This window comes from Pseudomonas sp. BSw22131 (assembly GCF_026810445.1).
Lineage (GTDB): Bacteria > Pseudomonadota > Gammaproteobacteria > Pseudomonadales > Pseudomonadaceae > Aquipseudomonas > Aquipseudomonas huanghezhanensis.
The window spans coordinates 2,143,116-2,167,667 of the sequence record NZ_CP113949.1; the positions used below are offsets into that span (position 1 = coordinate 2,143,116).

Annotated in this window: 24 protein-coding genes and 2 pseudogenes; 12 read left to right on the forward strand and 14 right to left on the reverse strand. The window is 59.2% G+C overall.

From position 1 onward, the window contains the following. Window positions 1–3: 3 nt before the first annotated feature. A pseudogene (locus OYW20_RS09625) lies at window positions 4–1,415 on the reverse strand (ATPase domain-containing protein). 340 nt (window positions 1,416–1,755) lie between these two features. Between OYW20_RS09625 and OYW20_RS26180 the strand changes: the two are divergent. Beyond that, window positions 1,756–1,860 (forward strand): annotated as a pseudogene (locus tag OYW20_RS26180) (SAM-dependent methyltransferase); the annotation flags it as partial. Here the strand turns inward: OYW20_RS26180 and OYW20_RS09635 are convergent. After that, entirely contained in the window at window positions 1,857–2,483 is a 627-nt protein-coding gene (locus OYW20_RS09635) for a BapA/Bap/LapF family prefix-like domain-containing protein (protein WP_268800452.1), read from the reverse strand. The pseudogene OYW20_RS26180 and the gene OYW20_RS09635 sit on opposite strands and share 4 nt — an antisense overlap. A 646-nt stretch (window positions 2,484–3,129) precedes the next feature. Here OYW20_RS09635 and OYW20_RS09640 point away from each other — a divergent pair. Both OYW20_RS09640 and OYW20_RS09645 read left to right on the forward strand, forming a co-directional pair. Beyond that, complete coding sequence (locus OYW20_RS09640) at window positions 3,130–3,459, forward strand: hypothetical protein (RefSeq protein ID WP_268800453.1); 330 nt, start codon at window positions 3,130–3,132, stop codon at window positions 3,457–3,459. Window positions 3,460–3,603: 144 nt separating this feature from the next. Further along, window positions 3,604–3,975, forward strand: coding sequence for a histone-like nucleoid-structuring protein, MvaT/MvaU family (locus OYW20_RS09645; RefSeq protein WP_268800454.1), 372 nt, complete (start codon window positions 3,604–3,606; stop codon window positions 3,973–3,975). A 263-nt stretch (window positions 3,976–4,238) separates the two neighbouring features. On the opposite strand, the gene OYW20_RS09650 is transcribed toward OYW20_RS09645, so the two are convergent. The 6 genes from OYW20_RS09650 to OYW20_RS09675 form a co-directional block, all read right to left on the reverse strand. After that, entirely contained in the window at window positions 4,239–4,664 is a 426-nt protein-coding gene (locus OYW20_RS09650; RefSeq protein WP_268801092.1) for a nuclear transport factor 2 family protein, read from the reverse strand. A gap of 149 nt (window positions 4,665–4,813) precedes the next feature. Continuing rightward, window positions 4,814–5,917 carry a catalase family protein gene (locus OYW20_RS09655; RefSeq protein ID WP_268800455.1) on the reverse strand — a complete coding sequence of 368 codons (1,104 nt, stop codon included), beginning with the start codon at window positions 5,915–5,917 and terminating at the stop codon, window positions 4,814–4,816. Between the two features lie 131 nt (window positions 5,918–6,048). Beyond that, window positions 6,049–7,377 carry an Nramp family divalent metal transporter gene (locus OYW20_RS09660; RefSeq protein ID WP_268800456.1) on the reverse strand — a complete coding sequence of 443 codons (1,329 nt, stop codon included), beginning with the start codon at window positions 7,375–7,377 and terminating at the stop codon, window positions 6,049–6,051. Between the two features lie 67 nt (window positions 7,378–7,444). Continuing rightward, window positions 7,445–8,110: a glycosyltransferase gene (locus OYW20_RS09665; protein ID WP_268800457.1), complete on the reverse strand. Its 666-nt coding sequence runs from the start codon at window positions 8,108–8,110 to the stop codon at window positions 7,445–7,447. A 152-nt stretch (window positions 8,111–8,262) separates the two neighbouring features. Beyond that, window positions 8,263–8,826, reverse strand: coding sequence for a type 1 glutamine amidotransferase domain-containing protein (locus tag OYW20_RS09670; RefSeq protein ID WP_268800458.1), 564 nt, complete (start codon window positions 8,824–8,826; stop codon window positions 8,263–8,265). 127 nt (window positions 8,827–8,953) lie between these two features. Beyond that, on the reverse strand, window positions 8,954–9,355 hold the full coding sequence (locus tag OYW20_RS09675; RefSeq protein ID WP_268800459.1) for a hypothetical protein: 402 nt from the start codon (window positions 9,353–9,355) through the stop codon (window positions 8,954–8,956). A gap of 135 nt (window positions 9,356–9,490) precedes the next feature. Here OYW20_RS09675 and OYW20_RS09680 point away from each other — a divergent pair, with 135 nt between their 5' ends. Beyond that, window positions 9,491–9,835 carry a hypothetical protein gene (locus OYW20_RS09680; protein WP_268800460.1) on the forward strand — a complete coding sequence of 115 codons (345 nt, stop codon included), beginning with the start codon at window positions 9,491–9,493 and terminating at the stop codon, window positions 9,833–9,835. Here OYW20_RS09680 and OYW20_RS09685 read toward each other — a convergent pair. Then, on the reverse strand, window positions 9,814–10,455 hold the full coding sequence (locus tag OYW20_RS09685; RefSeq protein WP_268801093.1) for a DNA-3-methyladenine glycosylase I: 642 nt from the start codon (window positions 10,453–10,455) through the stop codon (window positions 9,814–9,816). The genes OYW20_RS09680 and OYW20_RS09685 overlap by 22 nt on opposite strands. A 52-nt stretch (window positions 10,456–10,507) precedes the next feature. On the opposite strand from OYW20_RS09685, the gene OYW20_RS09690 reads away from it, so the two are divergent. The 5 genes from OYW20_RS09690 (at window position 10,508) to OYW20_RS09710 (ending at window position 16,608) form a co-directional block, all read left to right on the forward strand. Beyond that, window positions 10,508–11,359 carry a CAP domain-containing protein gene (locus OYW20_RS09690; protein WP_268800461.1) on the forward strand — a complete coding sequence of 284 codons (852 nt, stop codon included), beginning with the start codon at window positions 10,508–10,510 and terminating at the stop codon, window positions 11,357–11,359. A gap of 658 nt (window positions 11,360–12,017) precedes the next feature. Beyond that, a complete protein-coding gene (locus OYW20_RS25995) occupies window positions 12,018–12,236 on the forward strand; it encodes a hypothetical protein (RefSeq protein WP_328284815.1) in 219 nt (72 codons plus the stop codon). Between the two features lie 70 nt (window positions 12,237–12,306). Further along, a complete protein-coding gene (locus OYW20_RS09700) occupies window positions 12,307–14,262 on the forward strand; it encodes a putative bifunctional diguanylate cyclase/phosphodiesterase (RefSeq protein WP_268800462.1) in 1,956 nt (651 codons plus the stop codon). A 95-nt stretch (window positions 14,263–14,357) separates the two neighbouring features. Beyond that, a complete protein-coding gene (coaA, locus tag OYW20_RS09705; protein ID WP_268800463.1) occupies window positions 14,358–15,284 on the forward strand; it encodes a type I pantothenate kinase in 927 nt (308 codons plus the stop codon). 70 nt (window positions 15,285–15,354) lie between these two features. Further along, window positions 15,355–16,608, forward strand: a complete 1,254-nt coding sequence (locus tag OYW20_RS09710; protein WP_268800464.1) for an MFS transporter — start codon at window positions 15,355–15,357, stop codon at window positions 16,606–16,608. Between the two features lie 28 nt (window positions 16,609–16,636). On the opposite strand, the gene arsH is transcribed toward OYW20_RS09710, so the two are convergent. The 3 genes from arsH to OYW20_RS09725 are packed head-to-tail and all read right to left on the reverse strand — an operon-like array spanning window position 16,637 to window position 18,214. Then, a complete protein-coding gene (arsH, locus tag OYW20_RS09715) occupies window positions 16,637–17,368 on the reverse strand; it encodes an arsenical resistance protein ArsH (RefSeq protein ID WP_268800465.1) in 732 nt (243 codons plus the stop codon). Then, window positions 17,368–17,841, reverse strand: coding sequence for an arsenate reductase ArsC (locus tag OYW20_RS09720; RefSeq protein WP_268800466.1), 474 nt, complete (start codon window positions 17,839–17,841; stop codon window positions 17,368–17,370). The genes arsH and OYW20_RS09720 overlap by 1 nt, the downstream gene beginning before the upstream one ends. Window positions 17,842–17,863: 22 nt before the next feature. Continuing rightward, a complete protein-coding gene (locus OYW20_RS09725; protein ID WP_268800467.1) occupies window positions 17,864–18,214 on the reverse strand; it encodes a metalloregulator ArsR/SmtB family transcription factor in 351 nt (116 codons plus the stop codon). Window positions 18,215–18,386: 172 nt separating this feature from the next. On the opposite strand from OYW20_RS09725, the gene OYW20_RS09730 reads away from it, so the two are divergent. Further along, a complete protein-coding gene (locus OYW20_RS09730; protein ID WP_268800468.1) occupies window positions 18,387–18,926 on the forward strand; it encodes a DinB family protein in 540 nt (179 codons plus the stop codon). Between the two features lie 182 nt (window positions 18,927–19,108). Here the strand turns inward: OYW20_RS09730 and OYW20_RS09735 are convergent, their stop codons facing one another. Both OYW20_RS09735 and OYW20_RS09740 read right to left on the reverse strand, forming a co-directional pair. Continuing rightward, window positions 19,109–20,824 carry an acid phosphatase gene (locus tag OYW20_RS09735; protein ID WP_268800469.1) on the reverse strand — a complete coding sequence of 572 codons (1,716 nt, stop codon included), beginning with the start codon at window positions 20,822–20,824 and terminating at the stop codon, window positions 19,109–19,111. Between the two features lie 121 nt (window positions 20,825–20,945). Further along, entirely contained in the window at window positions 20,946–21,707 is a 762-nt protein-coding gene (locus tag OYW20_RS09740) for a substrate-binding periplasmic protein (RefSeq protein ID WP_268800470.1), read from the reverse strand. 177 nt (window positions 21,708–21,884) lie between these two features. On the opposite strand from OYW20_RS09740, the gene dnaX reads away from it, so the two are divergent. Both dnaX and OYW20_RS09750 read left to right on the forward strand, forming a co-directional pair. Continuing rightward, window positions 21,885–24,098 carry a DNA polymerase III subunit gamma/tau gene (dnaX, locus tag OYW20_RS09745; RefSeq protein ID WP_268800471.1) on the forward strand — a complete coding sequence of 738 codons (2,214 nt, stop codon included), beginning with the start codon at window positions 21,885–21,887 and terminating at the stop codon, window positions 24,096–24,098. A gap of 66 nt (window positions 24,099–24,164) precedes the next feature. Then, complete coding sequence (locus OYW20_RS09750; protein ID WP_268800472.1) at window positions 24,165–24,491, forward strand: YbaB/EbfC family nucleoid-associated protein; 327 nt, start codon at window positions 24,165–24,167, stop codon at window positions 24,489–24,491. Window positions 24,492–24,552: the final 61 nt, after the last annotated feature.

A 24,552-nucleotide genomic window follows, 5' to 3' on the forward strand; every position in this document is an offset into this window, starting at 1 on the left:
GGTTCAGTCGCCGATTGCATGCTGGGAAACCTTTTTGACGTCTATACCTTGGTGGCTGATGACAACCTCTAGCAGGGACGGGTCATAGGCACTGTCCCTTATCTTAAGTATGGACAACAGCCTCTTTAGTTCAGCCGTATGCTGGTCAAATCTGATCAGCAGCAGGTTGTCGACGATTCCGGAAAGGTTCGGTGCCGGGGCGTCGATATGCGAGCCCAGCAGACTTTGCACCTCCCATGAGGCCATCACGGTGACGCCGCGCCCGCGAAGTTCGCTCATCAGCGCCGTAAACAAATCGATGACTCGGCCTTTATCGGCGGCCACCTGGGCCATTCCGCCCAGGCTGTCGATGAACACTCGCTTGACGTTTTTCTCGTCGACGATCTTCAGTAGTTCGAACGCCAGCTTGTCAATAAGCCCGGCGGTGCTGGGGTTCCAGGCAATTGTCAAAGCGCCTTGCGCTTCCATCGCCCGAAAGTCGCGGCCCAGTGCCGACGCCTTGATCCGCAAGCGCTGCGGTGTTTCGTAGAAGCCGAAATGCAGGCCCGGCGCGTTTGGGGTGCACTCGCTCAGAACTGAATGCCGCATGAGGTCTTGCCAGAGCCCGACGGCCCGGCGAGCAATGTCACCGAAGAAGAAACCAGCCCCCCACCGATCAGCGTATCCAGCGTCGGCATGCCGCTGGGCACATGGGTCAGTGAGGCTTCGTCGTTCAGCGGGGGAGGGGGCAACACGCTTTCAAGGCGTGGATAGACCACGATGCCGCAGTCGTCGATTTCGAACTCGTGGATCCCGGAGATTGCACCGCTGCCACGGGTTTTGCGCAGTTTGATACGGCGCACGGTCCTGGGGCCGATGGACTCTTCGCCCATCTCGATGACGCCGTCGACCATCGTGTGTTCCGGGCTGCCGTCGTCCAGCTGCGAGCTGGTGAGGAACAGCACCGTACAGCCTGCGAATGCGGCATGGCCTTGCAGTTCGGAAATGAATTTCTTGGTGTCGATGGCCGACTCTGCCTTGGAGCGCGCGTTGAGCAAGCCGTCAACGATCATCACAGTGGACTTCTGGCGCGTGATCTCTCGTCGCAGCAGCTTGACGACGTCGTCGAGCCCATCGTTTTCAAGCGTGTCGAACGCGCTGACAAACTGAATATCGGCGCCGATTTTGGTCCTGTCGAAAAAGCTCAGCGTTGAGAGAAACTGAAACAGTCGCTCGTGCGGCTCTGCCAACAAGGTGGCGAACAGCACGCGTCCGCCGTTTTTGATGTGGTTGAACCCGAGTTGGTTGGCAAGAATGGTTTTGCCTGAGCCCGGGCGACCCTGAATGATGTAAGAGGCGCCAGCGACGAAGCCGCCCTTCAACAGCGTATCGAGCCCTTCAATTCCGCTTTGAAGGCGTTTTAGCTGATTCAAAATTAAGCCCTCTGCTGGTGTTGATCAGCATCCTGAGACGAGCGAGACATTTCGCGCTTTTGCGTGGCCGCTATTCTTCCGTGTTTGCGGCCTGTTTCCAAGCTTTTGATGGTAAATCGGCCAGTTCCCGGCAAGTCTCTTTGATTCCGAGACTGCAGAGTGACTGGGGCGCTTCTTCAGGGTTGAGGGATAAAATTGACGATGCAGAATGGCGCCAATGTTCAGCTTGTTCATTTGAGCGGGGATCAACCAAGATGACACTCAAATGAATATATGTTGCGCCTTTTGTCCGGGTTTCAGGCACGCATTGGGCGCCAACCTGTCAGTGAGGATCTCCCGCGACCGTGAGCTGGACCCGGACGTTTTTGGTGAGGAATTATTAGAGCCGGGCTACCAGCGCGTTGACCGGATTGCCGCCGTTGAATTGATTGTCACACAACGCGGCTAAACGCTCTGGCTCGCACGTCGCGCAGATGGTGACCTTGATTTAAAACCGTACCGCGGGCACGGGCGGATCGAGGGTGACGATGAACGTGCCATTGGCCGCAACAGTACCGCTCCATTCTCGTCACGGACTGTGACCGTGTCGCCCGCTTCGCCCTTGCCAGACACCACTGCGCCGTTCGGGCTCCCCACCACATCCGCCACCTCCGACGCGGCAGCTGCGCCGCCCACACCCAGTAATCCAAGACCGGCGATGGCAAATGTCGGCGTCGCGCTGCCAATCACGCCGGCGTCGGCCAGTAGCGTATCCAGCGAAGAAATTTCATCGAAGGTGAAGCCGTTGAAGGCGTCGGCACTGTATTCGGCCTGCCAAAGGGTGCCGTCTTCAGACTGGAACACCATGTCGCTGCGCACCCCGTTGGGGTCCGTGTTGAAAAAATTGGAAACCGTTACGCGTTCGCCGGATTTGAGTACAACGGTGAGGTCCTGGCCACTTCGGCTGACCGACGCGACGTGGCTCGGGGCCACGGGCATTTGTACGACGCGGGTACGAGAAAGCTGGAGGTTGCCCCAGGCATTGGCAGAGATTTCAGACGTGGCTTTATCGGCGACTAGGATGTTGTCCATAACGGCTCCTGCCTTTCCGCGCTTGCCACTGCCAGACTGCGGGTGTCCTGGCCTGCCCTTGAGTAGAGGTCACTCAAACGAGTGATTTCGGTCGGTTTTTAGTGTTGCCAGGTGCGTTGTTTTCGCACTCATCCGGATAACCTTTGTTATAGCAAAGGATTTTATTTTGGCGGACGGCCCCGATCGCCCAAGGCGAGGCAGATCCTGGGCTGCAGGGTTTGTTAAACGTCGGGACCGTCTATTTTTGTGCTGAAAATCGATGACGAAACGCCCGCATCGTCCAGCGTGGCCGGGAATGTAGGACGACCACTTGCTCCCAAGCAAAAAGACAAATTAAACCTCTTGATGGCGTTGGGTTTTTGGCGTGATTTTTGGTGGAAATTTGATGAGTGGTCATATGAGGGTATCCGATCAGGATAATTTCCTCCCGCTTCAGCTCCTGACAGTAGCGGTACAGAGCTCGTATAAACCCAAACGGACAACCCTTCATCTGGGTGGCGGGTAGGTATTTTCCAACTGGGAAGCGAGCAATTTCATCGAAGGCTGTAGGCAACATCGCCATGGATTAGGAGGCAAAGTGCTGGCCCCCGGAATCGCAAAGGGCAGGCAAACTCGCTTTCTTTTCAAAACGTTAGGTAGTGGCTGAATGCGGATATTTGTGGTTGTCGTCGCGCTGGGAAGTTTGTCCGGGATCGTCTGTACAGCGCAGGCGAGGGCGCTGACGAGCCATGACCGTTACATCTGTAATTGGGGTTCTTCCGTTGCTGGATCGGCGCAGGCCGCCAAGCTTTCCCGCGTTTCTCTTTACGGCGCACGCAACAAGGTCCAGGCCCGCAAATACCCCCAGCCCTGGATGCGCATGATGGCCCTGGGGATCACGGAACAGACGTACGACAGCGCGTCGCGGCTAAAACCTGCAGCCGTCCGGCAAACCTATTATGAAGACTGCATCAAACACGAAATGGCGCGTCGGTAATGGAAGGCAGGTACATGTGGGGCCTCGAAGGTTTAAACATGACATGTTCTTAATTTGAATTAATAACGGATGACTCTTGGCTATTCAGGCGTTAGCATTGCCTGTGCGTAACGCGCTCCCACTAATGTCAATGGAAAATACTCAATGTCTCGTCTCGCTGAATTTCGCAAACTCGAACAGCAACTCGCTCAGCATCTGGCAGAACTTGAATCTCTTAAAAATGATTCCGGTCTGCAAAAGGAAATTGAATTCGAGACCAAACTTCGCGCACTGTTGGGCGAGTACAGCTTCAGCCTGAAAGACGTCATCAATATTCTCGATCCAAACGCCGGTCGCCGCACACAGGCCCAGGCCGTTGCTCCGGTCAAAGCGCAGCGTAAAGCGCGTGACATGAAGGTCTACAAAAACCCGCACACCGGTGAACTGGTAGAAACCAAAGGCGGCAACCACAAGCTGCTCAAGCAGTGGAAAGCCGAACACGGCGCAGACACTGTTGAATCGTGGCGCTCGCACTGATTCACCGAAGCCGCATTCGTGCGGCTTTCTTTTTACTCGGCTCATCCCGCTGATGTGCTGATGTGCTGATGTAACGCGTTGTTTCTTAGCCTCGACTGTTTTGCAACGAAGCAGTTGATCGACGACGCATTGATCCGTAGCCCCGCCGTACAAAAAATTCCTGTACGGCGGCGCTGCGTTGATCGACAACTTCACAATCAATCAATTTCAAACAGCCAGGGTAACCGGTACTGATACGCGGGCGACGCAGCCCTCGGTGTGTATCAGAATTTGAATGCTTGACGACCAATCAGCAGCCAATGGCCGTTCTGTTTTTGCCAGATCTGGAAGTTCTCTATTTCGGTGGGGACTTTTTTTCCGCTGTTATTGGCCTGGGCGGAGAAATGGTTGCGCACCAGCGCGGTGTCGCCGCTCATGGTGATTTTCTGATTGAGCATTTTCAGGTCGTCAAAGCCGCTGACACCGGTGTCAATATCAGCAATGAATTCCTTCTTTGTTTGAATTTTGCCGCTGGAATGTCCGTATGTAAGGTTGTCTGCCGTCAGGGCCTCAAGCGCAGGAATGTCGTGATGCCACATGGCTTGTGTGAGTTTGTCGACAGCAATGGCAACGTCCTCTTCGGCTGTCGCTGCGGCAACATAGCCGCTGAACAAGCAGAGAAAACCAACCAGCAGTTTGACGCGTGTCATGGGAACTTCCTTATTGTTGTGATGAGTGCCATCGGGCGTAGCCCGCTCGTATGTCATCATACAACTGTAAGGGGAAGCAATCGCCCGGCCAATCGGCAATAGTTTTACCGAAACGCCCGCCGTTGCAGCGGGCGACGTCCTACGCGGCGCTATGCGTTATCGAGCGAGCGCGGTTCGTGCATCGGACACCTGTTGTGCTGACTGCGAAACCCGGCAGAGTGCTGATACGAAGGTTTGCGCACCCGGTTCACCCCGCCCAACGGGCGGTGAGCGGCCAGGCCATGCCAAGGGCTGAAGCTCATGCCCTCGTCAATTTCCTGCCTGCGCGATTCGGTCCACGAGCCCTGACGCGGCACCTCAATGCGCGCCACGGTGATGAACGGGCTCAGCTCTTCCGGCCATGCCACCGAAGCATCCTCGATGGGCATCTTCTCCAGGTCGGTTGCCAACTGCACACGCACTTCCCAGGTCGCGTCGTTATTGGCAAAGAAGGCCTGCACGGCCTCACGCAGACCGTCGGGTTTCCCATCCAGGTCGATCTTCTTGTCGGTCAGTTCTGTCAGATTCGGAGAGACCGGGACGACGCTGATCTTGGCGTAATAAGGGCCGTACAGCAGCGGTACCACCGTGTTGAAGGTCTCGCCCAGAATGTGCGTGAGCGGGTGTCCACCCAGGCTTTTCAGCGTTCCGCTCTCGCCACCGACCGCTTCCACGGCCGACTCGATGCCACGCAGCACGGCAGACATTGCCTTCTTGGTACCCGGCATTTTGTCGGTGGTCTTGGCCAGCATCTTCAGGGTCTTCAAAAACGCTTTGGGGTCCGGGGCGGTGAAAGCATTGGCGTTCTGCATGACAAAATCCTGCGTCACCAGACCTTCCATCCCCGGCAGGCGATCGCCTTCGACGCCGACGATCTTGATCGCCAGCCCACGCGGCGTGGACACCTCGTCATCCAGAATATCGCCGGGATTGGTCGAGAAACGCATCGCCACCGGTAACGATCCGGGTTTTGCAAAAGCGCCTTGTGCCAGCGTCGGCGCCAGGCCTTCGAGCACGTGAATCGTGCCGCGCAACAGGCCATGCGCCTTGGCATGCACGCTGCGTATGGCGTGGCCCGAATCCTGGTAGGTGGTTTCGAGGATGGTGTGCATCGCGTCGACCAACTCCTGGCTGGTTTGCGCTTCGTCTTCGGGAATCTGTTCGAATGAAGGTTGGAACATCAACGGTTGAACATTGCTGTTAATCACGGTCATGGAGGCTACTCATTCAGGTTGATCTGGAAGCAGGCGTGATCCAGTTCTGACAGGCGTCTACGCGCCTGATTCTTGGCTGACTTAGCCGTGCTCAAGCGGTTCAGTGGAGTTGGCGAGCGTGATTCTTGAGGTCAGTCACGGAACATGCCGATCAGAAGAATCAGGTTCAGGACGACGATCAGCGTCGCGATGGACCATGCGCACACAGTGAGCGTCCGGCCCGTCACCAGTGCGCCCATCAGTTGCTTGTCCGAGACGAAACGCACCAGCGGAATCACCGCGAACGGCAGTTGCATCGACAGAATGACCTGGCTTAACACCAGCAGCTTTGCGGTGCCCTCGGAGCCGTAGATAAGCGTGACCACGATCACCGGGATGATCGCCAGACCCCGTGTGACCAGACGCCTGGCCCAGCCAGGAATCTTCAGCCGTAAAAAGCCTTCCATCACGATCTGTCCGGCCAGCGTGGCAGTGACCGTGGAGTTGATCCCGGAGGCCAGCAGGGCAACAGCGAACAAGGTGGACGCCAGCGCTACGCCAAGCATGGGCGACAGCAGGTGATAAGCCTGCTCGATCTCGACCACGTCGGTCTTGCCGGCCTTGTGAAACACCGTGGCGGCGGTGATCAGGATCGCGGCATTGACGAACAGCGCCAGCATCAGCGCTATGGTGCTGTCCGTCACGGCCCAGCGCAGGCCGGTCTTGCGCCCGGCGTCGGTGCGCGGGTAGGCGCGGGTCTGAACGATGGAGGAGTGCAGGTAGAGGTTATGCGGCATGACCGTGGCGCCGATGATGCCGATTGCCAGGTACAGCGCCGCCGGATTGGTGATGATTTCTGACCGCGGGATGAACCCGTTGAACACTTCGCTCAGCACCGGATCGGCGAGGAACATCTGGATGGCGAAGCAGGCAAAAATGATCGTCAGCAGCGCGATCACGAACGCTTCAAGCGCGCGGAAGCCCCGGCCCATCAGCAGCAGAATGAGGAACACATCGACAGCCGAGATCACCGCGCCCCACACCAACGGGATATCAAACAGCAGGTTCAAGGCAATCGCGGTGCCGATCACCTCAGCCAGGTCGCAGGCGATGATCGCGATTTCGCAGGCCAGCCACAACGCGATGCACACCGGGCGGCTGTAGCGCTCGCGACAGGCGCGTGCCAGGTCCCAGCCGGTGGCAATGCCGAGCCGGGCCGACAGTGCCTGAAGCACAATGGCCATCAGGTTGGACAGCAGGATCACCGACAGCAGCATGTAGCCAAACTGCGAGCCACCTGCGATGTCCGTGGCCCAGTTGCCTGGGTCCATGTAGCCAACGGCAACCATGTAGCCGGGACCGGTAAAAGCCAGCAGGCGCTTGAACCAGTTGCCCGTCTGCGGCAGCGCAATGCTGGCGCTCATCATGCCGCCGCCCAGAGCTGATTCAGGAGCATGCACTTCGTGTTTGCGTTCTGGCATTGATGCTCACTTGAGGGCCAATGAATAGCGGGAGTCGGTGAAAAAACGGCCCGTTCCTTGTGGGGTATCAACCCATGGCATGCGGCTCGGCCAGTGATTTCAGGTAATCACCAAAGCCTTCGCGACAGCGACAACTTTTCCTCGCACTGGTAGTGACCTGATTGACGGCGGTCCAGGTGATGACGGCGCCGGTGCGCTCCAGGTCTTCGATCAGGCGCACGTCCTCATGGGCGGCGAGGGCTCGAAAGCCTCCGGCTTTGACGTAAGCATCGGCGCTGACGCCCAGATTTGCGCCGTGGATATGACGATGGCCGTCCATCGGAGTGTAGTGCGCATCATATTGCTCGCGCACCGAGCCAGAATGCTCGGACCAATCGCTGACCTGCACCACCCCACACACGGCGTCGGTGCCAAAACCCACTTGGTGCGCGAGCCACGAATAGGGCACAACGGTATCGGCATCGGTGAAGGCCAGCCACGTGGCGCCTCGGGCAAGCATCATTTCAGCACCTGCAGCGCGGGTCATCCCGACGTTGCGATGTTGACAGGTGTGCACCAGCACGTCGTGACGCAGTGCCACGTGCAACGAGGCGTCGTCGCAGTCATCCAGCACGATCAGAATTTCAACGGCTACGTTCGCCAGGTGTTGATGCGCGGAGGCGGCCTGCAACGACTTGATGCAGGCGTCCAGAACCAGTTCTTCGTTATGGGCAGGGACAATGATTGCGATCATCGGCGAGTCTCGTCGCGGCGCAAGCGACTATCGCGTTGGCCTACCGATGTCGACTTGCTCTGCTCAATATTCGTTTCAAGTATTTGATTTTTGGCAGACCGAACAGCCAAAGGGCATGCGCGTCGGGTCGCATGCCCTTGATTGATTAACGCTTAGGCAGCGGAAACCGCTTTGGCGATGGCCTCGTTGAAGGCAGGCAAATCGTCGGGATTGCGCGACGTGATCAGAGTCCAGCCGTTGGCCGGGCACTCTTTCACCTGCTCATCGACCCATTTCGCAGCGCCGGCGTTTTCCAGGTCCAGGCGCACGCTCGGGTACGAAGTCAGTGTTTTACCTGCGATCACGCCAGCGTTGATCAGCAGCCATGGGCCGTGGCAGATCGCAGCAACGGTTTTGCCAGCATCGGTGAAGGCTTTGACCAGCGCTTGTGCATCGGCGTCCTGACGAATGGTGTCAGCGTTGACGGTGCCGCCCGGGATCACCAGCGCATGGAAATCAGCAGCATTGAGGCCAGCGAGTTTGCTGTCGGAGTCGACGGTTTTATCTTTCTCGGTATCACCCACGAACGTTTGCGTGGTGCCGCCTTCGATTGACGCGTGAGTGACCGTGGCGCCGAAGCCGCGCAGTGCTTCCAGAGGCTTGACCAGCTCATCGCGTTCAATGCCGGTGTTGGAGGTGATGATGAGGATTTTCTTGCCTTGCAGTTGGGTGCTCATTGCGTTGTTTCCCTCGTAGTGGATGCGGTCGCTGCCGACTTGTTTTTCGGCGGCGCTGACAGTGGGAGGGAATTACAAAAGGGAAAGTTCAGCCCGATTGACCGAGCTGTAATCGCGCCAGGACGTGTCAGGCGTCGCGCAGCAAGTCGTGGGCGTTGAGCAACTGGTAGGCGATTTCCGGGCGTTTTTCCAGCGCACGACGGATCGAAGTCGGGATGGCTTTACGGGTTTTGCGGCACATGCCAGGCAGCACCGCGATCTGGAAATCAAGGCCTCTGACGCTTTTGACTTCGTTGAAACCTGGCGCGATATCCACACGAATGCCCAGTTGCTCGTGCATCCGCTGTTGCATGTGTTTGAGGTCGTCCAGGCTGGCGATGCTTTCAAGACGCTCGAGCAGGCGTTTTTCTTCGGCGCGGGTCAGCCACAGGATGCGCAGGTCGGCGTCCGGTCGTTCGACCAGCCGTTCGCGCTCGCAGTCGCAAGCGCCCGGTGGGCAGGGTTGGCGAGTCGGTGGGGGTGGGCTCATGGGGTGCAATCATAGCGATGCATCTGCCGCTTTGCCCATCGTCTTGGTTGCCGCTGATCGCGTTGCAATAGGAGCGAACCTCACCGCGCTCACGTCGTCCATACACAATGGTTCTACTGCGCACGAGAGGTAAACATGAATACGCTGGGTAAGAGCATGGCGACTTTATCTGTGACGCTGGCGCTCAATGGCCTGTTGGGCGTGGCAGGAGCAGCGGCGGGTGGGAACGCACCGAGCTCGGTTGGAACCGGGGCGGCGGGTGTCGGCGCGGGCGTAATCAGCCCTGGCAATACGGGCGTGAACGGTGCTGGCACGGTCAACGGTAATCGAAACCCCAATCGTCGAGATCCGGACGTTCAACAACCGTCTACGCCAGAGCCGGGTGGCAGCGGGACCACCGACTCGCTGCAACAGCAACGCCAGCAAAGCGGCGAGCAGATGATTCAGGAGCGCAAAGGTCAGGCCGGCGACACCCGCTGATGCTTCGCGGCGCGTTGCTGCTCGATTTCGTCACGGCATGCGCACCCTGTCAGGTGATCGTTCACCAGCCCCATGGCCTGCATGAACGCGTACAAGGTGGTCGGCCCGACAAATGTCCAGCCGCGCTTTTTCAGCGCTTTGGACAGACGAATCGAGGCAGTTGAAAGCGGATTGGCGTTCCAGTAATCGAGGTCAATGGTTTTGGGCCGCTCTTCGTCTGGTGGCTCGAACGCCCAGAGCCAGGCCGACAGCGAGCCGGACTCATCGATCAGTTCACGCGCCCGTCGCGCGTTGTTGAGGGTGGAGAGAATCTTGGCGCGGTTTCTGACGATGCCGGGGTTGGTCATCAGCCGCTCGACGTCGGCTTCTGTGTAGGCCGCTACCGTGTCGATGTCGAAACCGTCGAACGCCTCACGAAAATGCTCGCGCTTGCGCAGGATGGTGAGCCACGCCATGCCTGCCTGAAATCCCTCCAGACAGATTTTTTCGAACAAGCGCACATCGTCGTAAACGGGGCGGCCCCACTCGCAATCGTGGTAGTGGACATACTCTGAAGCTGCCGACCGCCAAAGGCATCGGGCTAAGCCGTTCTGATCAATTATCAGCCCGGGGGCAACCATGGTCATGGGGCTTTCCTCGCGATATTCTCGGCCTACCTTAAAGGAGACTTACATGCGCGTCGTACCGTTTATTGCCAGCTTCGTTGCGCTCTCGCTGGGGCTGACCTGCGCGACCACTGCGTTCGCGAGTGAAGAGACGCAGTTGGTGCAATCCATCAACGCCTATCGCGGCCAGGTGCAACGTTGCGCCGGGCAGGCGTCTCAGGAGCTGCCGCCGCTGGCTGCGGACCCTCGCCTTAATTTGCCTGCCACCGGTGGCGGTGACCTGCAACAAGCGCTGGCGCGGGCGTCTTATCCGATGGTCAGCGTGCAGGCCATCACGTTGTCCGGCCCTCGCGATGCGCAATCGGCGATGACGGCCATTCAGGAAACGTTCTGTCAGGTGGTGCTCAATCCGCAGTTTATTGACGTGGGTGTGAGCCGGGAAGGGCGTGACTGGCGCATTGTGCTGGCGCGACCGTTGCTGACCGCACGGCTGGGTGACTGGCAGGCGGAAGGGCAGAAGCTGCTGGACATGATCAATACCGCCCGCGCCCAACCGCGTACGTGCGGCACTCAAGACTTTGCAGCCACCGCGCCGCTGGCCTGGAACGCCATCCTCGGCACCGCAGCTCAAGGCCATAGCCGTGCAATGGCCAACAACAACTTTTTTGACCATCTCGACCGCGATGGCCGCACCCCCGGTGACCGCGCAGAGTTGGCAGGTTATGCCGGTCAACAAGTGGGCGAGAACATCGCGGCCGGACAGGACACGCCGCGCAAAGTGGTCGATGGCTGGCTTGCCAGCGCCGGGCATTGCGCCAACCTGATGAACCCGCAATTCCGTGAACTGGGCGCCGCCTATGCAACCGACCCAAAGAGCGACGCCGGGGTGTACTGGACCGCAATGTTCGGCGCGCAATGAGCACCCTGAAAGCCAGCCATTTGCGGCAACGCCCTGCGGTCAGACTAAAAATCCCCAACCGGCACAAATCCCCGTAGGAGCGCACGAGCAGCGCGAGGCTGCGATGGGCTGCGCAGTGGCCCTGAAATCGGACACCTCAGCTGCACCTGATGCACCGCATTAGCAGCAGTTACAGCATTCACTGCCGCTGCGCGCCAGATCGCGGTACAAGACACGCTCCCACGGCCTACGGGCAGAATCGAAACCGCAAGAACGTCGCCAATCCCTGTAGGAGCGCACGAGCAGCGCGAGGCCGCGATGGGCTGCGCAGCGGCCCTGAAACCCGACACCTCGTTGGGACCTGAAACACCGCATGCGGATCACTTACCCCTTGCACTTACAGGCAGTAACACCCAATTGGATAGGTTGTGAAGGGTGCTGTATCGCTTGCGTGGCGTGATGCCATCTTTCGACGGTCGGTCGTTGAAGGAACCCCTCAACGCTTATACAAATACTCTTGCAGGTCCGGTTTAGGTACAGGGATTTACCCGGATGTTTCCTGCGAACAGGCAGCCGATTCGGACTAAGCCATGTAACCCACTTCCCACGATAAGGTCGCCAGGCCCGGGCGATCATTGGCATCGCCTCAAGCCTGCAAATCCAGACCACGGCAGAAGGCGTGGAAGCCGACCTTCAATTACCAAGGCTGATCGGGGAGGGCTGCTCGCATATTCAGGGTTACTTCTTTGGTCGTCCGCAGCCAGGCACTGCCGCGAAAGCGCGCTTGGCGATCAGACGTGCAACGGCTGAACGACCCTTCGGCCTAGCACATGCTGCCGGTCGGGAATATTACAGAATGGGGAAAGCTGGCCGATGCTCATGGGTAGGCCCTGGGTAAAGGATTTCCACGGTTCCGTATCAGTTTGCCGGAGCTTCTCCCGGTGCAGCTCTTGAGTGCTCGACCCGCCATGAAAAAAAGTCTGCCTGCCAGCCTGAAAACGCTGATGTCAGTGCCGCGCGACAATCCCCGTCTGCTCAAGGCGCAATACGTTGCGTTGTCCAGTCAGTTGCCGATGATGTATTTCATCTTGCTGGTGAACACGCTCGCGCTGGCCGCGACCCACTACGCTATGGCGCCCGTGTGGCTGGTGCTTTACTGCCCGCTCGCGCTGACGATGGTAGGGGTCACTCGCGCCGTGATGTGGTGCCGCGATCGGCGGCAGATGCCGTCCCCGGAAAAGATCCTCACCCGGCTGATTCGGACCAATCGCTTGTCTGCGCTGATCGCCCTGTGTTTTACAGCCTGGGCTCTGGCTTTATTTCCGTATGGCGACGTGTACGCCAAGGCGTATGTCGCGTTCTACATGGCGATCACGGTCATCGTCTGCATCTTTTGCCTGATGCACCTGCGGCCTGCCGCGTTGACCACCACCGCGATTGTGAACATCGCCTTCATCGCCTTCTTTGCGTCCACCCACCAGGCGATATTCGTGGCCATGTCGGTAAATGTATTACTGGTGTCGATGGCCATGCTGGTGGTCTTGCAAAATCACTACCGCGACTTCACGCGGCTGGTAAACATGCAGGCCAGCACCGAGCGGCTGAGCAACGAAAACCAGCGCCTGGCCAATCAGGACAGCCTGACCGGGCTGCCAAACCGCCGGCAGTTTTTCAGCACCCTCGACACGCTTCTCGAGGCTACCGTGCTCCATAAATCGCGGCTGGCGGCGGGCCTGATTGATCTGGACGGCTTCAAGCCGGTGAACGATATCTATGGCCACAGCGTGGGCGACAAACTGCTGGTTCAGGTAGGGCAGCGGCTGCAGGGTTTCGCTAACGAAGAGGTGCATCTGGCGCGACTGGGCGGTGACGAGTTCGCGTTGATCCTCTCGGGAGACATCAATGAAAGCGGGCTTCGTACGCTGGGAAACGCTATCTGCGACGCAATGCGTGAGCCGTTTTTGGTCGGCGACATCCAGATTCAGATCAGTGCGTCGCTAGGGGTGGTGATTTTCCCGGACATGGCGGCCTCAGGCGTTGAGATTTACGAATACGCCGACTACGCGCTTTACCAGAGCAAGCGTCTGGCGCCGGGCAGCATGTGCCTGTTTTCAGACGAGCACTTTCAGCAGTTGCACCGCGACGTGCTGACCGAACAGGGCCTGCGCAGGGCCAATATCGTTGAAGAATTTACGGTGGTGTTCCAGCCGATAATCGACATCCGCATCCAGCGTACCGTGGCGTTCGAAGCGCTGGCGCGCTGGGCCAGTCCTGAGCTTGGCACCGTTGCCCCGTGTCATTTCATTGCGGTGGCCGAGCGCATTGGTCTGATCAACCGCTTGACCTTGCCCTTGCTGGAAAAAGCGCTCGCGGCAGCGCACACCTGGCCGCACGATGTGCGATTGTCGTTCAATCTTTCCGCGCACGATTGCGGCTCCGAGGAGGCCGTGCAACAGATTCTGAAGGTTGTGACGAGCAGCCAGTTCGACCCGCACCGCCTGGATTTCGAGATCACCGAAACCGCCGTTATTCAAGACCTCGACCAGGCACAGAGGGCGATCAGCCTGTTTCGTCAATTGGGCTGTGGTATTTCACTGGATGATTTCGGCACCGGGTATTCGAGCCTGAGTCAGATCCACGCGCTGTCGCTGACCAAACTGAAGATCGACCGCAGCTTTATCACCAACATCCATCAGGACCCGGCCAGTTACAAGATCGTCAAATCGCTGTTGGCGCTGAGCCTGGACATGGAACTTGAGTGCATCACCGAGGGCGTGGAGACCGACGACGAACTCGATGCCCTGAAAAGTCTGGGTTGCACGCTCGTACAGGGTTATCTGTTTTCCCAGCCGCTGTCCGCCGACAAGATCGAGGCGTGGTTGCAGCGCGAAACCCTGAGTGTCGCCAACCTTGCATTGGGTTAAAAGTGCAGGCAAATCAAATAAATCTGCCGCCTTTTTGAACGATGCGATAGTCTTCGCACCATTGTCGATACAGACACTTGGACGGAAAGCTATAGATGGCGCCTGATGACTATCTCGTAATGACCAGCAAGGAATGGGCGGGGCTGCGCGCCAATACCCCGCTGACTTTGTCCGAAGAAGAACTGTCGGCGTTGCGAGGCGTAAACGAAGATATTTCGCTGGAAGACGTTTCCAATATTTACCTGCCGCTGTCCCGACTCATCAACCTGCACGTCAGTGCCGCACACAATCTGTCGGGCATCAAGGACACGTTTCTCGGCCGCCCGGCCCATAAACAGACGTTCGTGATTGCAGTGGCGGGCAGCGTCGCGGTCGGCAAAAGCACCTTCGCCCGTGTATTGCAGGCATTGATGGCGCGTTGGCCTGATCACCCACGGGTCGATCTGGTGACGACTGACGGCTTTCTGCACCCCAATGCCAGGCTCGACGCCGACGGCATCATGCACCGCAAGGGGTTTCCCGAAAGCTACGACCGCAAGCGCATGGTCAGGTTTTTGTCCGACCTCAAGGCGGGTGCTGCACAAATCACCGCGCCGGTCTATTCTCACATCAGCTACGACATCGTGCCTGACCAGTTTCAGACGGTGAGCCAGCCGGACATTCTCATCTTCGAAGGCCTGAATGTACTGCAGACTGAAGGCGACAGCAGCCAGAAGCCTGGCAGCATTGTGTCTGACTTCTTCGATTTCTCGATCTACCTCGATGCTGACGAAAGCAACATCGAGCAGTGGTACGTCGAGCGCTTCCTGATGCTGCAACGAACTGCGTTCCGTGCCCGCGGTGCCTACTTTCGAGAGCTGGCAGACCTTGATCCGGCAAAGTCGCCGGACGCTGCGCGCAAGATCTGGCGTGATATCAACCGTCCCAATCTACTGCAAAACATTCTGCCGACCCGCGAACGTGCCAATCTGGTGGTGCGCAAGGCTGCGGATCATGTGGTGAGTGAGCTCTGGTTGCGTTAAATCCTTTGTAATCGCTGGTCAAAAACGCAGTGGCATGTCCTGCCGAATGGATTCCACCAGGAAACTCATCATGCGCTTGCAGGCTTTGATCGTCGTGCTGCTCACCGGACTGGTCGCAGCGACTTATGGCTTCGGGATTTATCTCTTTGCTCAACTCGTCCCGGACATGCGCGCCAGCCTGGGTTTTGATATCGCCTATGTAGGCGCGATTACTGCAGCGGGGCAATTCGGGTTTCTGGTCTGTGCATTGCTGGCCGCCTGGCTGACCCCGCGACTGGGTGGCGGCTGGGTAATATTCGGCTCGGGTGTGATCTGCGGCGCGGCGTTGCTGCTTATCCCGCTGTCGCACAACGTCCTGGTCATCGGTGCTTTGTTGACGGTTCTTGCTGGCACCGCCGCCACGGTGTTCGTGCCCATGGTCGACGTCCTGTCCCGCGCCGTGCCTTACCGTTATCGGGGCATGGCGATGGGACTGGTGTCCAGCGGCACCAGTTATGGCGTGTTCATCAACAGCCTGCTGGTGCCGCTCTACGCGCCGCAGGGCGAGTGGCGCACGGTCTGGGTGATCGTCGGCTTGCTCACGGTCGGCATATCGCTGGTGGTGTTCTGGGTGTTCAGGCGCGCCGGCATGTTCGTGAATGACCCGGCGACGAGCCATTGCCCGCAGTCCGGCGCTTCCGGCTTTGCCGATACAGACGTGAAGACCGGGCGCAGTCCGCTGCTGCAACCGTGGGTGATCACGGTCTGGGCGATGAATTTTCTGATCGGGTTTTCTACATTTCCCTTTCAGAATTACCTGTCTTCCTACTTGCGAACCGAGCTGGGTTTCGCCGTCGACAGTACGGCGCAAATCTGGGCAGTGATCGGCTTTGTCGGCATGTTCGCCGGGCTGGCGGTGGGCTGGCTGTCGGACAGGATCGGGCTGCGCACGGCGATGCTGCTGGTGTATGTCAACGTGGCGCTGGCGGCGCTGATTTTCGTGGTACACCCTGTCGGGTACTGGCCGCTGGCGGCGGGGATACTGTTCGCCATTGCGTTCTATCCGATCTTTGGCCTGATCCCGGCCTACGTCTCCAAAATGGCCTCCAGCGCTTCCCTCGCGGTCACGCTTTTCGGCATCGCCAACATCATGCAGGGCGTCGGCGGGATGCTTGGCAACTACTGCGCCGGTTGGCTCGCCAGCGCCAGCGGCACATTCGTCGGGGTGTATTGCGCCATCGTCGCGGTTGCCATCGTGCTGGGCCTGTTGACGCTGCGCTTGCCCAATGAAACCGTGCAGGCCCGACGTGAGACGAGCGGGCTCGGTGAGACGCCTGCCCTTTGATTGGCAGCAGGCCAGTGGTTTGATCGCTTCAAATTGAACGCTGATTGACGCGGCGGGAGAGGGCTTCTGCCGTTTCCTTGCGCTCGGAATAACGGTCTACCAGGTACGCCTCGCGCCCGCGTGTAAGGAGCGTGAATTTCATGAGCTCTTCCATCACGTCAACCATTCGGTCGTAGTAGGGCGAGGGCTTCATTCGCCCGTCTTCGTCAAACTCAAGAAACGCCTTGGGCACCGACGATTGATTGGGGATGGTCAACATGCGCATCCAGCGGCCCAGCACACGCAGTTGGTTAACCGTGTTGAATGATTGCGAGCCACCGCAGACTTGCATCACGGCAAGTGTCTTGCCCTGTGTCGGCCGCACCGCACCCAGTTCGAGGGGGATCCAGTCGATCTGGGCCTTGAACACGGCGGACATTGAGCCGTGTCTCTCGGGCGAGCACCAGACCTGGCCTTCGGACCACATCACGTGGTCGCGCAACTGCTGCACTTTCGGGTGTTCCACGGGGGCATCATCCGGCAGCGGCAGGCCATTGGGGTTAAAGACAACGGTTTGCGCTCCGAGCAATTGCAGCACCCTGGCGGCTTCTTCGGTAAGCAGACGGCTGAAAGAGCGCTCGCGTGTTGACCCGTACAACAGCAGGATTCGCGGTTTGTGGGCAGGGCGGTCGCGCGTCTCCAAAGCCTCAGGGTCCGGGACCTGCAGCAACGACTGATCGAGTGCGGGAAAGTCGTGACTGTCGACAGCTTCGGTATCCATCACGGTAATGCTCCGATTTGATCAAGCAGCGTCTTGAGTTCAGTGTTCGAGAGGGCCCTGAGGTCTTTTTCCAGGAAAGCGTCAAGGCGCCGTTTGATGTGTGCCACCGTCGCATCGAATGCGGCCTGAGTCTCGGATTCGCTCCCAGACACATCTGAGGGATCCATCAAGCCCCAGTGGCTTTTCAATGCTGGGCCAAAGTACACCGGGCAGGGTTCGCCAGCGGCCTGATCGCACACGGTGATAACAATGTCAGGCGGCGTTTCGGTAAAAGCGTCGGAGCCTTTGCTGTAGAGCCCTTGTGTGGAAACGTTCAGGGCTGACAACGTGCTCAATGCCCTTTCGTTCAGTCGGCCACTGGGAAAGCTTCCTGCGCTGACCGCTCGCAGGCCTTGGGGCGCACTGTCATTAAACAGCGCTTCGGATAGCACGCTGCGGCAACTGTTGGCCGTACACATGAACAGGATTTTCATTGGTCACTCACGGTGAAGAGGTTCAGCAGCAGGTCGTCAGGCGCAAGGGGCGGTCGCCCATCTGCTCCAGGCGCAGGGTGTCGGCCTGAATCCAGGCCTCATTGGCATCAAGAGTCACGCTCAGTACGTCGCGCGCCCATTGCGGGAGTTGAGGGTGCAGGCGGTAATAAACCCATTGACCCTGACGACGATCCGCCAAGAGGCCGCACTCGCGCAGTTGCGCCAGATGCCGGGAGATTTTGGGTTGGCTGTCCGTTAGCGCACACATGAGTTCGCAAACGCAGAGTTCGTCGTGGGCACTCATCAGCAGCATGGTGCGCAGACGGGTCTCATCTGACAGGCATTTAAAGAGGGTGACGGGAAGGAGTGGCATGCAGACCTTTCATATATGGAAATACATATATTTTAATGTACATATATGCCTCCAGAAACAAAACGGCCGGTTGTCGCTTTTCCGGGGACCGCCCGCCTGTTGGCCTCACGTGGACATCGGCGCTGCAAAACCGTAGCGTCGCTTTCATGAATAATTGCCAGAGTGCCAGTCCGTGAACCGCATCCAGCAACTGCAATTGATGGCCCGATACAACGAGTGGATGAACGACAAACTTTACGCAGCGGCGGCAACGTTGCCTCAAGCACAGCTATTTGAGGCGCGCGGGGCGTTTTTTGGATCGTTGTTCGGCACCCTGAACCACCTTGTGGCGGCGGATATGATCTGGCTGAAGCGCTTCGCCCGGCAGCCGTTGCAGTGGCCGTCGTTGCTGGCGGTGACGCAGCTGGACGATCCATCGGGACTGGCCGTGCGGTTATTCGATCACCTTGATGCGCTGCACGAGCGTCGGCAGATGCTGGACGCGGCGATCATCGCCTGGACCGGCGAACTGGTAGATGCGGACCTTGACGCCACGCTGCATTACGCCAATACCGCCGGAGTTCAGGGAAGTAGGCAGTTTTATGCGCTGTTGACTCATTTCTTCAATCACCAGACCCACCACCGGGGACAGGCCACGACCTTGTTGTGCCAGGCCTGCGTCGACGTCGGCAGCACAGACCTGCTGGCGCTAATTCCTAACGAGTCTTTGTAGGCGTGTGATGAGCCTCGGCGAGGCCGCGATTGCGGTGTATCAGATGTACCGCATCGCGGCCTCGCTTTGGCTCGTCAGCTCAGAGGACCTGCGTTGCCGCGTGTACGGCAGGCGGTGTGTTGAGTCTGTAGTCGCGAATCCATTCGCGAGGCGCCAGGTCTGGTTCAACACAGGTTTGGTGGTCAGCCAGGAAACTGCAGGGCATTGGTCAGATCGCCCATAGGCGTCTGTCCGCGAGCAGTCATCGCGTTGTCGCGCTCGCTCAGGCCGTTGAGTTTCTCCAGGCCATGGACGCGGGTGATCAGGCGCAGGATCGAGGCGGTGTCGTAAACCGTATGGTCTACCGTGCCCTTGCGGGCGAAGGGTGAAATGACCAGCCCCGGAACACGCGTGCCGGGGCCCCAGCGATCGCCTTTGGGCGGTGCAACGTGGTCCCACCAGCCGCCGTTCTCATCCACCGTGACGACGATTACCATGTTTTCCCACTGCGGACTTTCACGCAGCACCTTGATGGCACGGTCAATGTGTCGGTCGCCGGAGGCCACATCCGCATAACCGGCGTGCATGTTCAGATTGCCCTGAGGTTTGTAGAAAGATACTGCCGGCAGCTTCCCGGCCAACGCGTCGGCAAAGAATTTATTGCTGCTCGACTCATCACCCAGACCACCGTCGCGCAGGCGTTTCTGTCGCTCCTGCGGGTGCTGTGGGCCTTGTTGGCTGAAGTAGTTGAACGGCTGATGGTGGTACTGGAAATTGGGGATTTTAGGGATGCCGCCCGAATCCTTGAACTGGTCAAGCGTCGCTTGCCAGCCGCCCGCGTACCACGCCCAGTCGATGTTCTTTTTCGAAAGCTTGTCGCCAATGTGCTCGTGGCTCTGGGGCACCAGCACGTTGGCCAGGTCCGGCTTGGAATAATCAGGATTGTCCGGATCGCGCAGCCAGGTCGGCCAATACGGCGGGGCAAGGGTGTTGACGCCGTATCCGTCCGGCGTCAGGGCGCTCGGGCCAAATTGCGGAGGTCCGCTCATGGCGCTTGTCGGGGATTTTTCCAGTGGCTTGAGTCGGTAATCGTGCGGGTCATCGCTTTGAAGTGCCGCTATCTGTGATTTCGCCACAGAGTTCGCTGCGTCGGGATAGAACGGTGCGGTCGCTGAAATCAGGTATTGGTGATTGAGAAACGAGCCGCCAAATGCGCCTTGAAAGAAGTTGTCGCACAGCACGAACTCTTTCGCGACATCCCACAGACGCAGCGAATATTGCGATTGACCGTAATGTCCCATCGTCAGGCCACCCGAATCTGCCCAGGCCACGAAACCATCATTTTTGCCACCGTTGATCTGCATCTGATTCTGATAGAACACATGCCATAAATCACGGGTCACCAACCCCAGGGGCAGGTCTTCGCCGTTCGGACCTTTAAGCGGGTAGGGCGCATTGGGCAAATTCTCCTGAAACTGCACCCCGGTGGTGTAGGCCACGCCGTCCACCGATTGTGGACCCACCTGCAACACGCCGCCCCACGCCGGTGGCAGCCGGTCGAGCAATGTGCCGTCGCGGTCGCGCTGCTGGAAGTCAGCCGGCTTTAGAGACGCCAGCGGTCTCTCGACGCCTGGAAAATGAGCGAACAGGTTATTGAAACTGCGGTTCTCGGCGTAGATCACCACGATGGTTTTGACGTTGTCCTGCAAGGCCTTGTCGAGGGCAGTGACAGACAAAGACGTGTCGGCAGTGCCGTGCTGGCCGGCTTTTGGGTCGGCCTGTTCCTGCGCCTTGGCGTAGCCGCCGAGCGTCACACCCGCGCCCAGCACTGCAACGCCGCCCAAAAAGCGTCGTCGCCCAGTGTCGGCAGGCGAGTCGTGGGAGGACGGAGTGGTCGGGTCTTGTGGTTTTTCGCTCATGGCGCTACCTGTTCGCTGGGCCGAAGTTGTTACGAGTTATGTCGGCGGAGCCTAGCGATGCAATGTGACGGTAATGCTACAACGGCGTGCGTCCCTTGTGAGTGGCGGGGGGTGCGCAGGATCATTGCGGCTCGGCAGGGTTGCCGGACACAGTGTTGTAACGGTCGACGATCCGCTCGATTTCACCCGACATCTTCATCCGTAACAGCGTGCGCATGATGCGTTGCGCGGGGACGTCCGGGTCGTTGCGCACGATGCACCCGACCGGTTGCTCATCGATAACCCCCACCACCGCCAACTTGTCGCGATCACTGCGGCTGCGGTTGTACCAGTCGAGTGACCATTGGGTCTCCACGGCATAGCGAAAGCGATGCGCGGCAAGCTTCTGCAACACTTGCTCTTGAAGCCGGGAATCCTCGCGGATGAGCTCCCCACGCTCGAACAGCGAGTCCAGCGTCGGGTACGAATAACCCAGCACGGTGCCAATGTGATCACCCAGGATGTCACTCAGTTGAACGCTCCCCGAGTTCCACGAGGTGCTGATCAGCACATTGCGCTGATTGAGCAGCGGCAGGCTCCAGGTGTAATCGCCCGACATGTCCGGCAGCCAGGATTGCGCCGCATAACAGCGCACATCCACATCGCCGCGTTCGAGCGCCGCTTGCAGGCGCAGCCGTGGATAGACGCGATACTCCGCGGTCTGGCCAACCTGGCGCGACAGGCTTTCCATGATGTCGAACAAAATGCCGGAGGTCGGGCCATCACGGCCAACCTGCATCAGCGGCATCGACCAGCTGTCTGATACCGAGAAACGCAAGGGCGGCGCGCCTGCCTGCGCAGAAGCGCTTGTCAGCAGCAGGGCGCTTATAACCAACACACGCATCCGGGACCCTCAAGGTGAGCAACGTAGTGCAGCGGGTCAGTGTAACGGGGCTGTGTAGCGTTTTGATACCAGCCTCAGCGTAGTTATATAAAGGACTTAACCACGTACATCGGATGCAATTTTAGTGCTGCTCCGCTAGCATTGCGCTCCTCCGCTTCCCAGTCGCGACGGTTTTCGATGAGTTATCAGGTTCTTGCACGTAAATGGCGTCCGCGCTCGTTCCGCGAAATGGTCGGCCAGACCCATGTGCTCAAGGCCCTGATCAACGCACTGGACAGCCAGCGCCTGCACCACGCCTACCTGTTTACGGGGACACGCGGCGTCGGCAAGACCACCGTCGCACGTATCATTGCCAAGTGCCTGAACTGCGAGACCGGTATCACTTCAACACCCTGCGGAGAGTGCTCGGTGTGCCGCGAAATCGATGAGGGGCGTTTTGTCGACCTGATCGAGATCGACGCCGCCAGCCGGACCAAGGTCGAAGACACCCGTGAGCTGCTGGACAACGTGCAGTACGCGCCCAGTCGCGGACGCTTCAAGGTCTACCTGATCGACGAAGTGCACATGCTTTCCAGCCACTCCTTCAACGCGCTGCTCAAGACCCTCGAAGAGCCGCCGCCGTACGTCAAGTTCATCCTGGCAACCACCGACCCGCAAAAACTGCCGGCGACCATCCTCTCGCGTTGCCTGCAGTTCTCCCTGAAAAACATGACGCCTGAGCGCGTCGTCGAGCATTTGACCCATGTGCTGGGCGTCGAGAACGTGCCGTTCGAAGACGACGCGCTCTGGTTGCTCGGGCGTGCGGCCGACGGCTCCATGCGCGATGCCATGAGCCTCACCGATCAGGCAATTGCGTTTGGCGAAGGCAAAGTCATGGCCGCCGATGTGCGCGCCATGCTGGGCACGCTGGATCACGGCCAGGTGTTTGACGTACTGACCGCCCTGATCGACGGCGACGCGCGCAGTCTGCTCGAAGCGGTGCGGCATCTGGCCGAGCAAGGCCCGGACTGGAATGGCGTGCTGTCGGAGATTCTCAACGTGCTTCACCGTGTAGCCATCGCCCAGGCGCTGCCGGAAGGTGTCGACAACGGCCATGGAGATCGTGACCGGGTATTGGCGCTCGCTCAGGCGCTGCCTGCCGAAGACGTGCAGTTTTATTACCAGATGGGCCTGATTGGCCGTCGCGATCTACCGCTGGCCCCGGATCCGCGAGGCGGTTTCGAGATGGTCCTGTTGCGCATGCTGGCGTTCCGTCCGGCCGACAATGACGATGCGCCGAGGCAGACACTAAAGTCAGTGGGGATCAGCCCGGCCACGGTTGATTCCCAAAAAGCGGTGGCCGGTGCGACATCTGTTGCGTCGGCGCCGACCGCCTCAACGGCCGTCGTACCCCCCGCTCTGATAACCGCGCCAGCCCCGGCCGTTGCGCAAGCTGCACCTGTTCACGCCGCCTCCGCGCCGGAAGATGACCTCGACCTGCCGTGGAACGCGGCCAAGGCTAGCCCGGCTGCCAGCGCCACGACGCCTGATGCACAAACCCCATCGCAAGCGCCGGCCCATCAGGCGCACGAGCAGGCAGACGAGCCATCAGCACCCGTGGACGCCGCGCCGCAGCCTGCGCAAACCGTGCCCGGGCCTGTGCTCGACACCGTTGCCGAACAACCCGATCTGACCCCGATGCCTGCACCAGCCCCCGCAAGCCCGGTGCCGGACGCACCTGAAATCGATTCGCCCGAGCAGTTGCAAGCCGCGGTAGAGGCCGTCAGCCCGGGCATGCTAGAGGCCCTGCCCGATGCGGTGCCTTACGTGCCAGCGCCGATGGACCGCGACGACGAGCCGCCGCCGGATGACGATTATTACGAGCCGGACGTGGACATCGATCCGGCGTCCTATGCGTACCTGGATGATCTGGCCCACGAAGCCGTCGAGACCGTTGAAGCGGTCGAGGCCGAGCCCGAACCTTTACCGGCCGCGATGCCGGCCACAGGGTTGGCGTTTGAGTGGCTGGAGCTGTTTCCCAAGCTTCCGGTGTCCGGCATGACCGCGAGCATCGCCGCCAACTGCACGCTGGTCTCGGTGGACGGCGATCAGTGGCTGTTGCACCTCGATCCGGCCCACAGCGCCTTGTTCAATGCGACCCAGCAACGCCGTCTGAACGATGCGCTGAACCAATTTCACGAGCGCACGCTCAATCTGAGTATCGAGCTGATCAAGCCTGAACAGGAAACTCCCGCCCAGGCCGGTGCGCGACGTCGGGCCGATCGGCAGCGGCAGGCCGAGGCCTCCATTCAGGCAGATCCGTTCATCCAGCAGATGCTGCAACAGTTTGGCGCCGTCATCCGGGACGATACGATTGCCCCGGTTGATGCACCGGTAACACAGACCCATTAATGACCGTGAGGCGCTAAGCTGTTTAGCGTCCCGCAATGACCCCATCGACTCTCGAGGAGTACTCCCATGATGAAAGGTGGCATGGCTGGCCTGATGAAGCAGGCGCAGCAAATGCAGGAAAAAATGGCCAAGATGCAGGAAGAACTGGCCAATGCCGAAGTGACCGGCCAATCGGGCGCAGGCCTGGTGACCATCGTCATGACCGGTCGTCACGACGTCAAACGCGTGAGCCTTGACGACAGCCTGATGCAGGAAGACAAGGAAATCCTTGAAGACCTGATCGCCGCCGCCGTCAACGACGCCGTGCGCAAGATCGACGCGGCCAGCCAGGAAAAAACCGCCAGCATGACCGCTGGCATGCAGCTGCCGCCAGGCATGAAGCTGCCGTTCTGATACGGCGCTAAGGTTGCAACCGAATGCCAGGCCATGCGCCTGGCATTTTTTTTATCTGCTT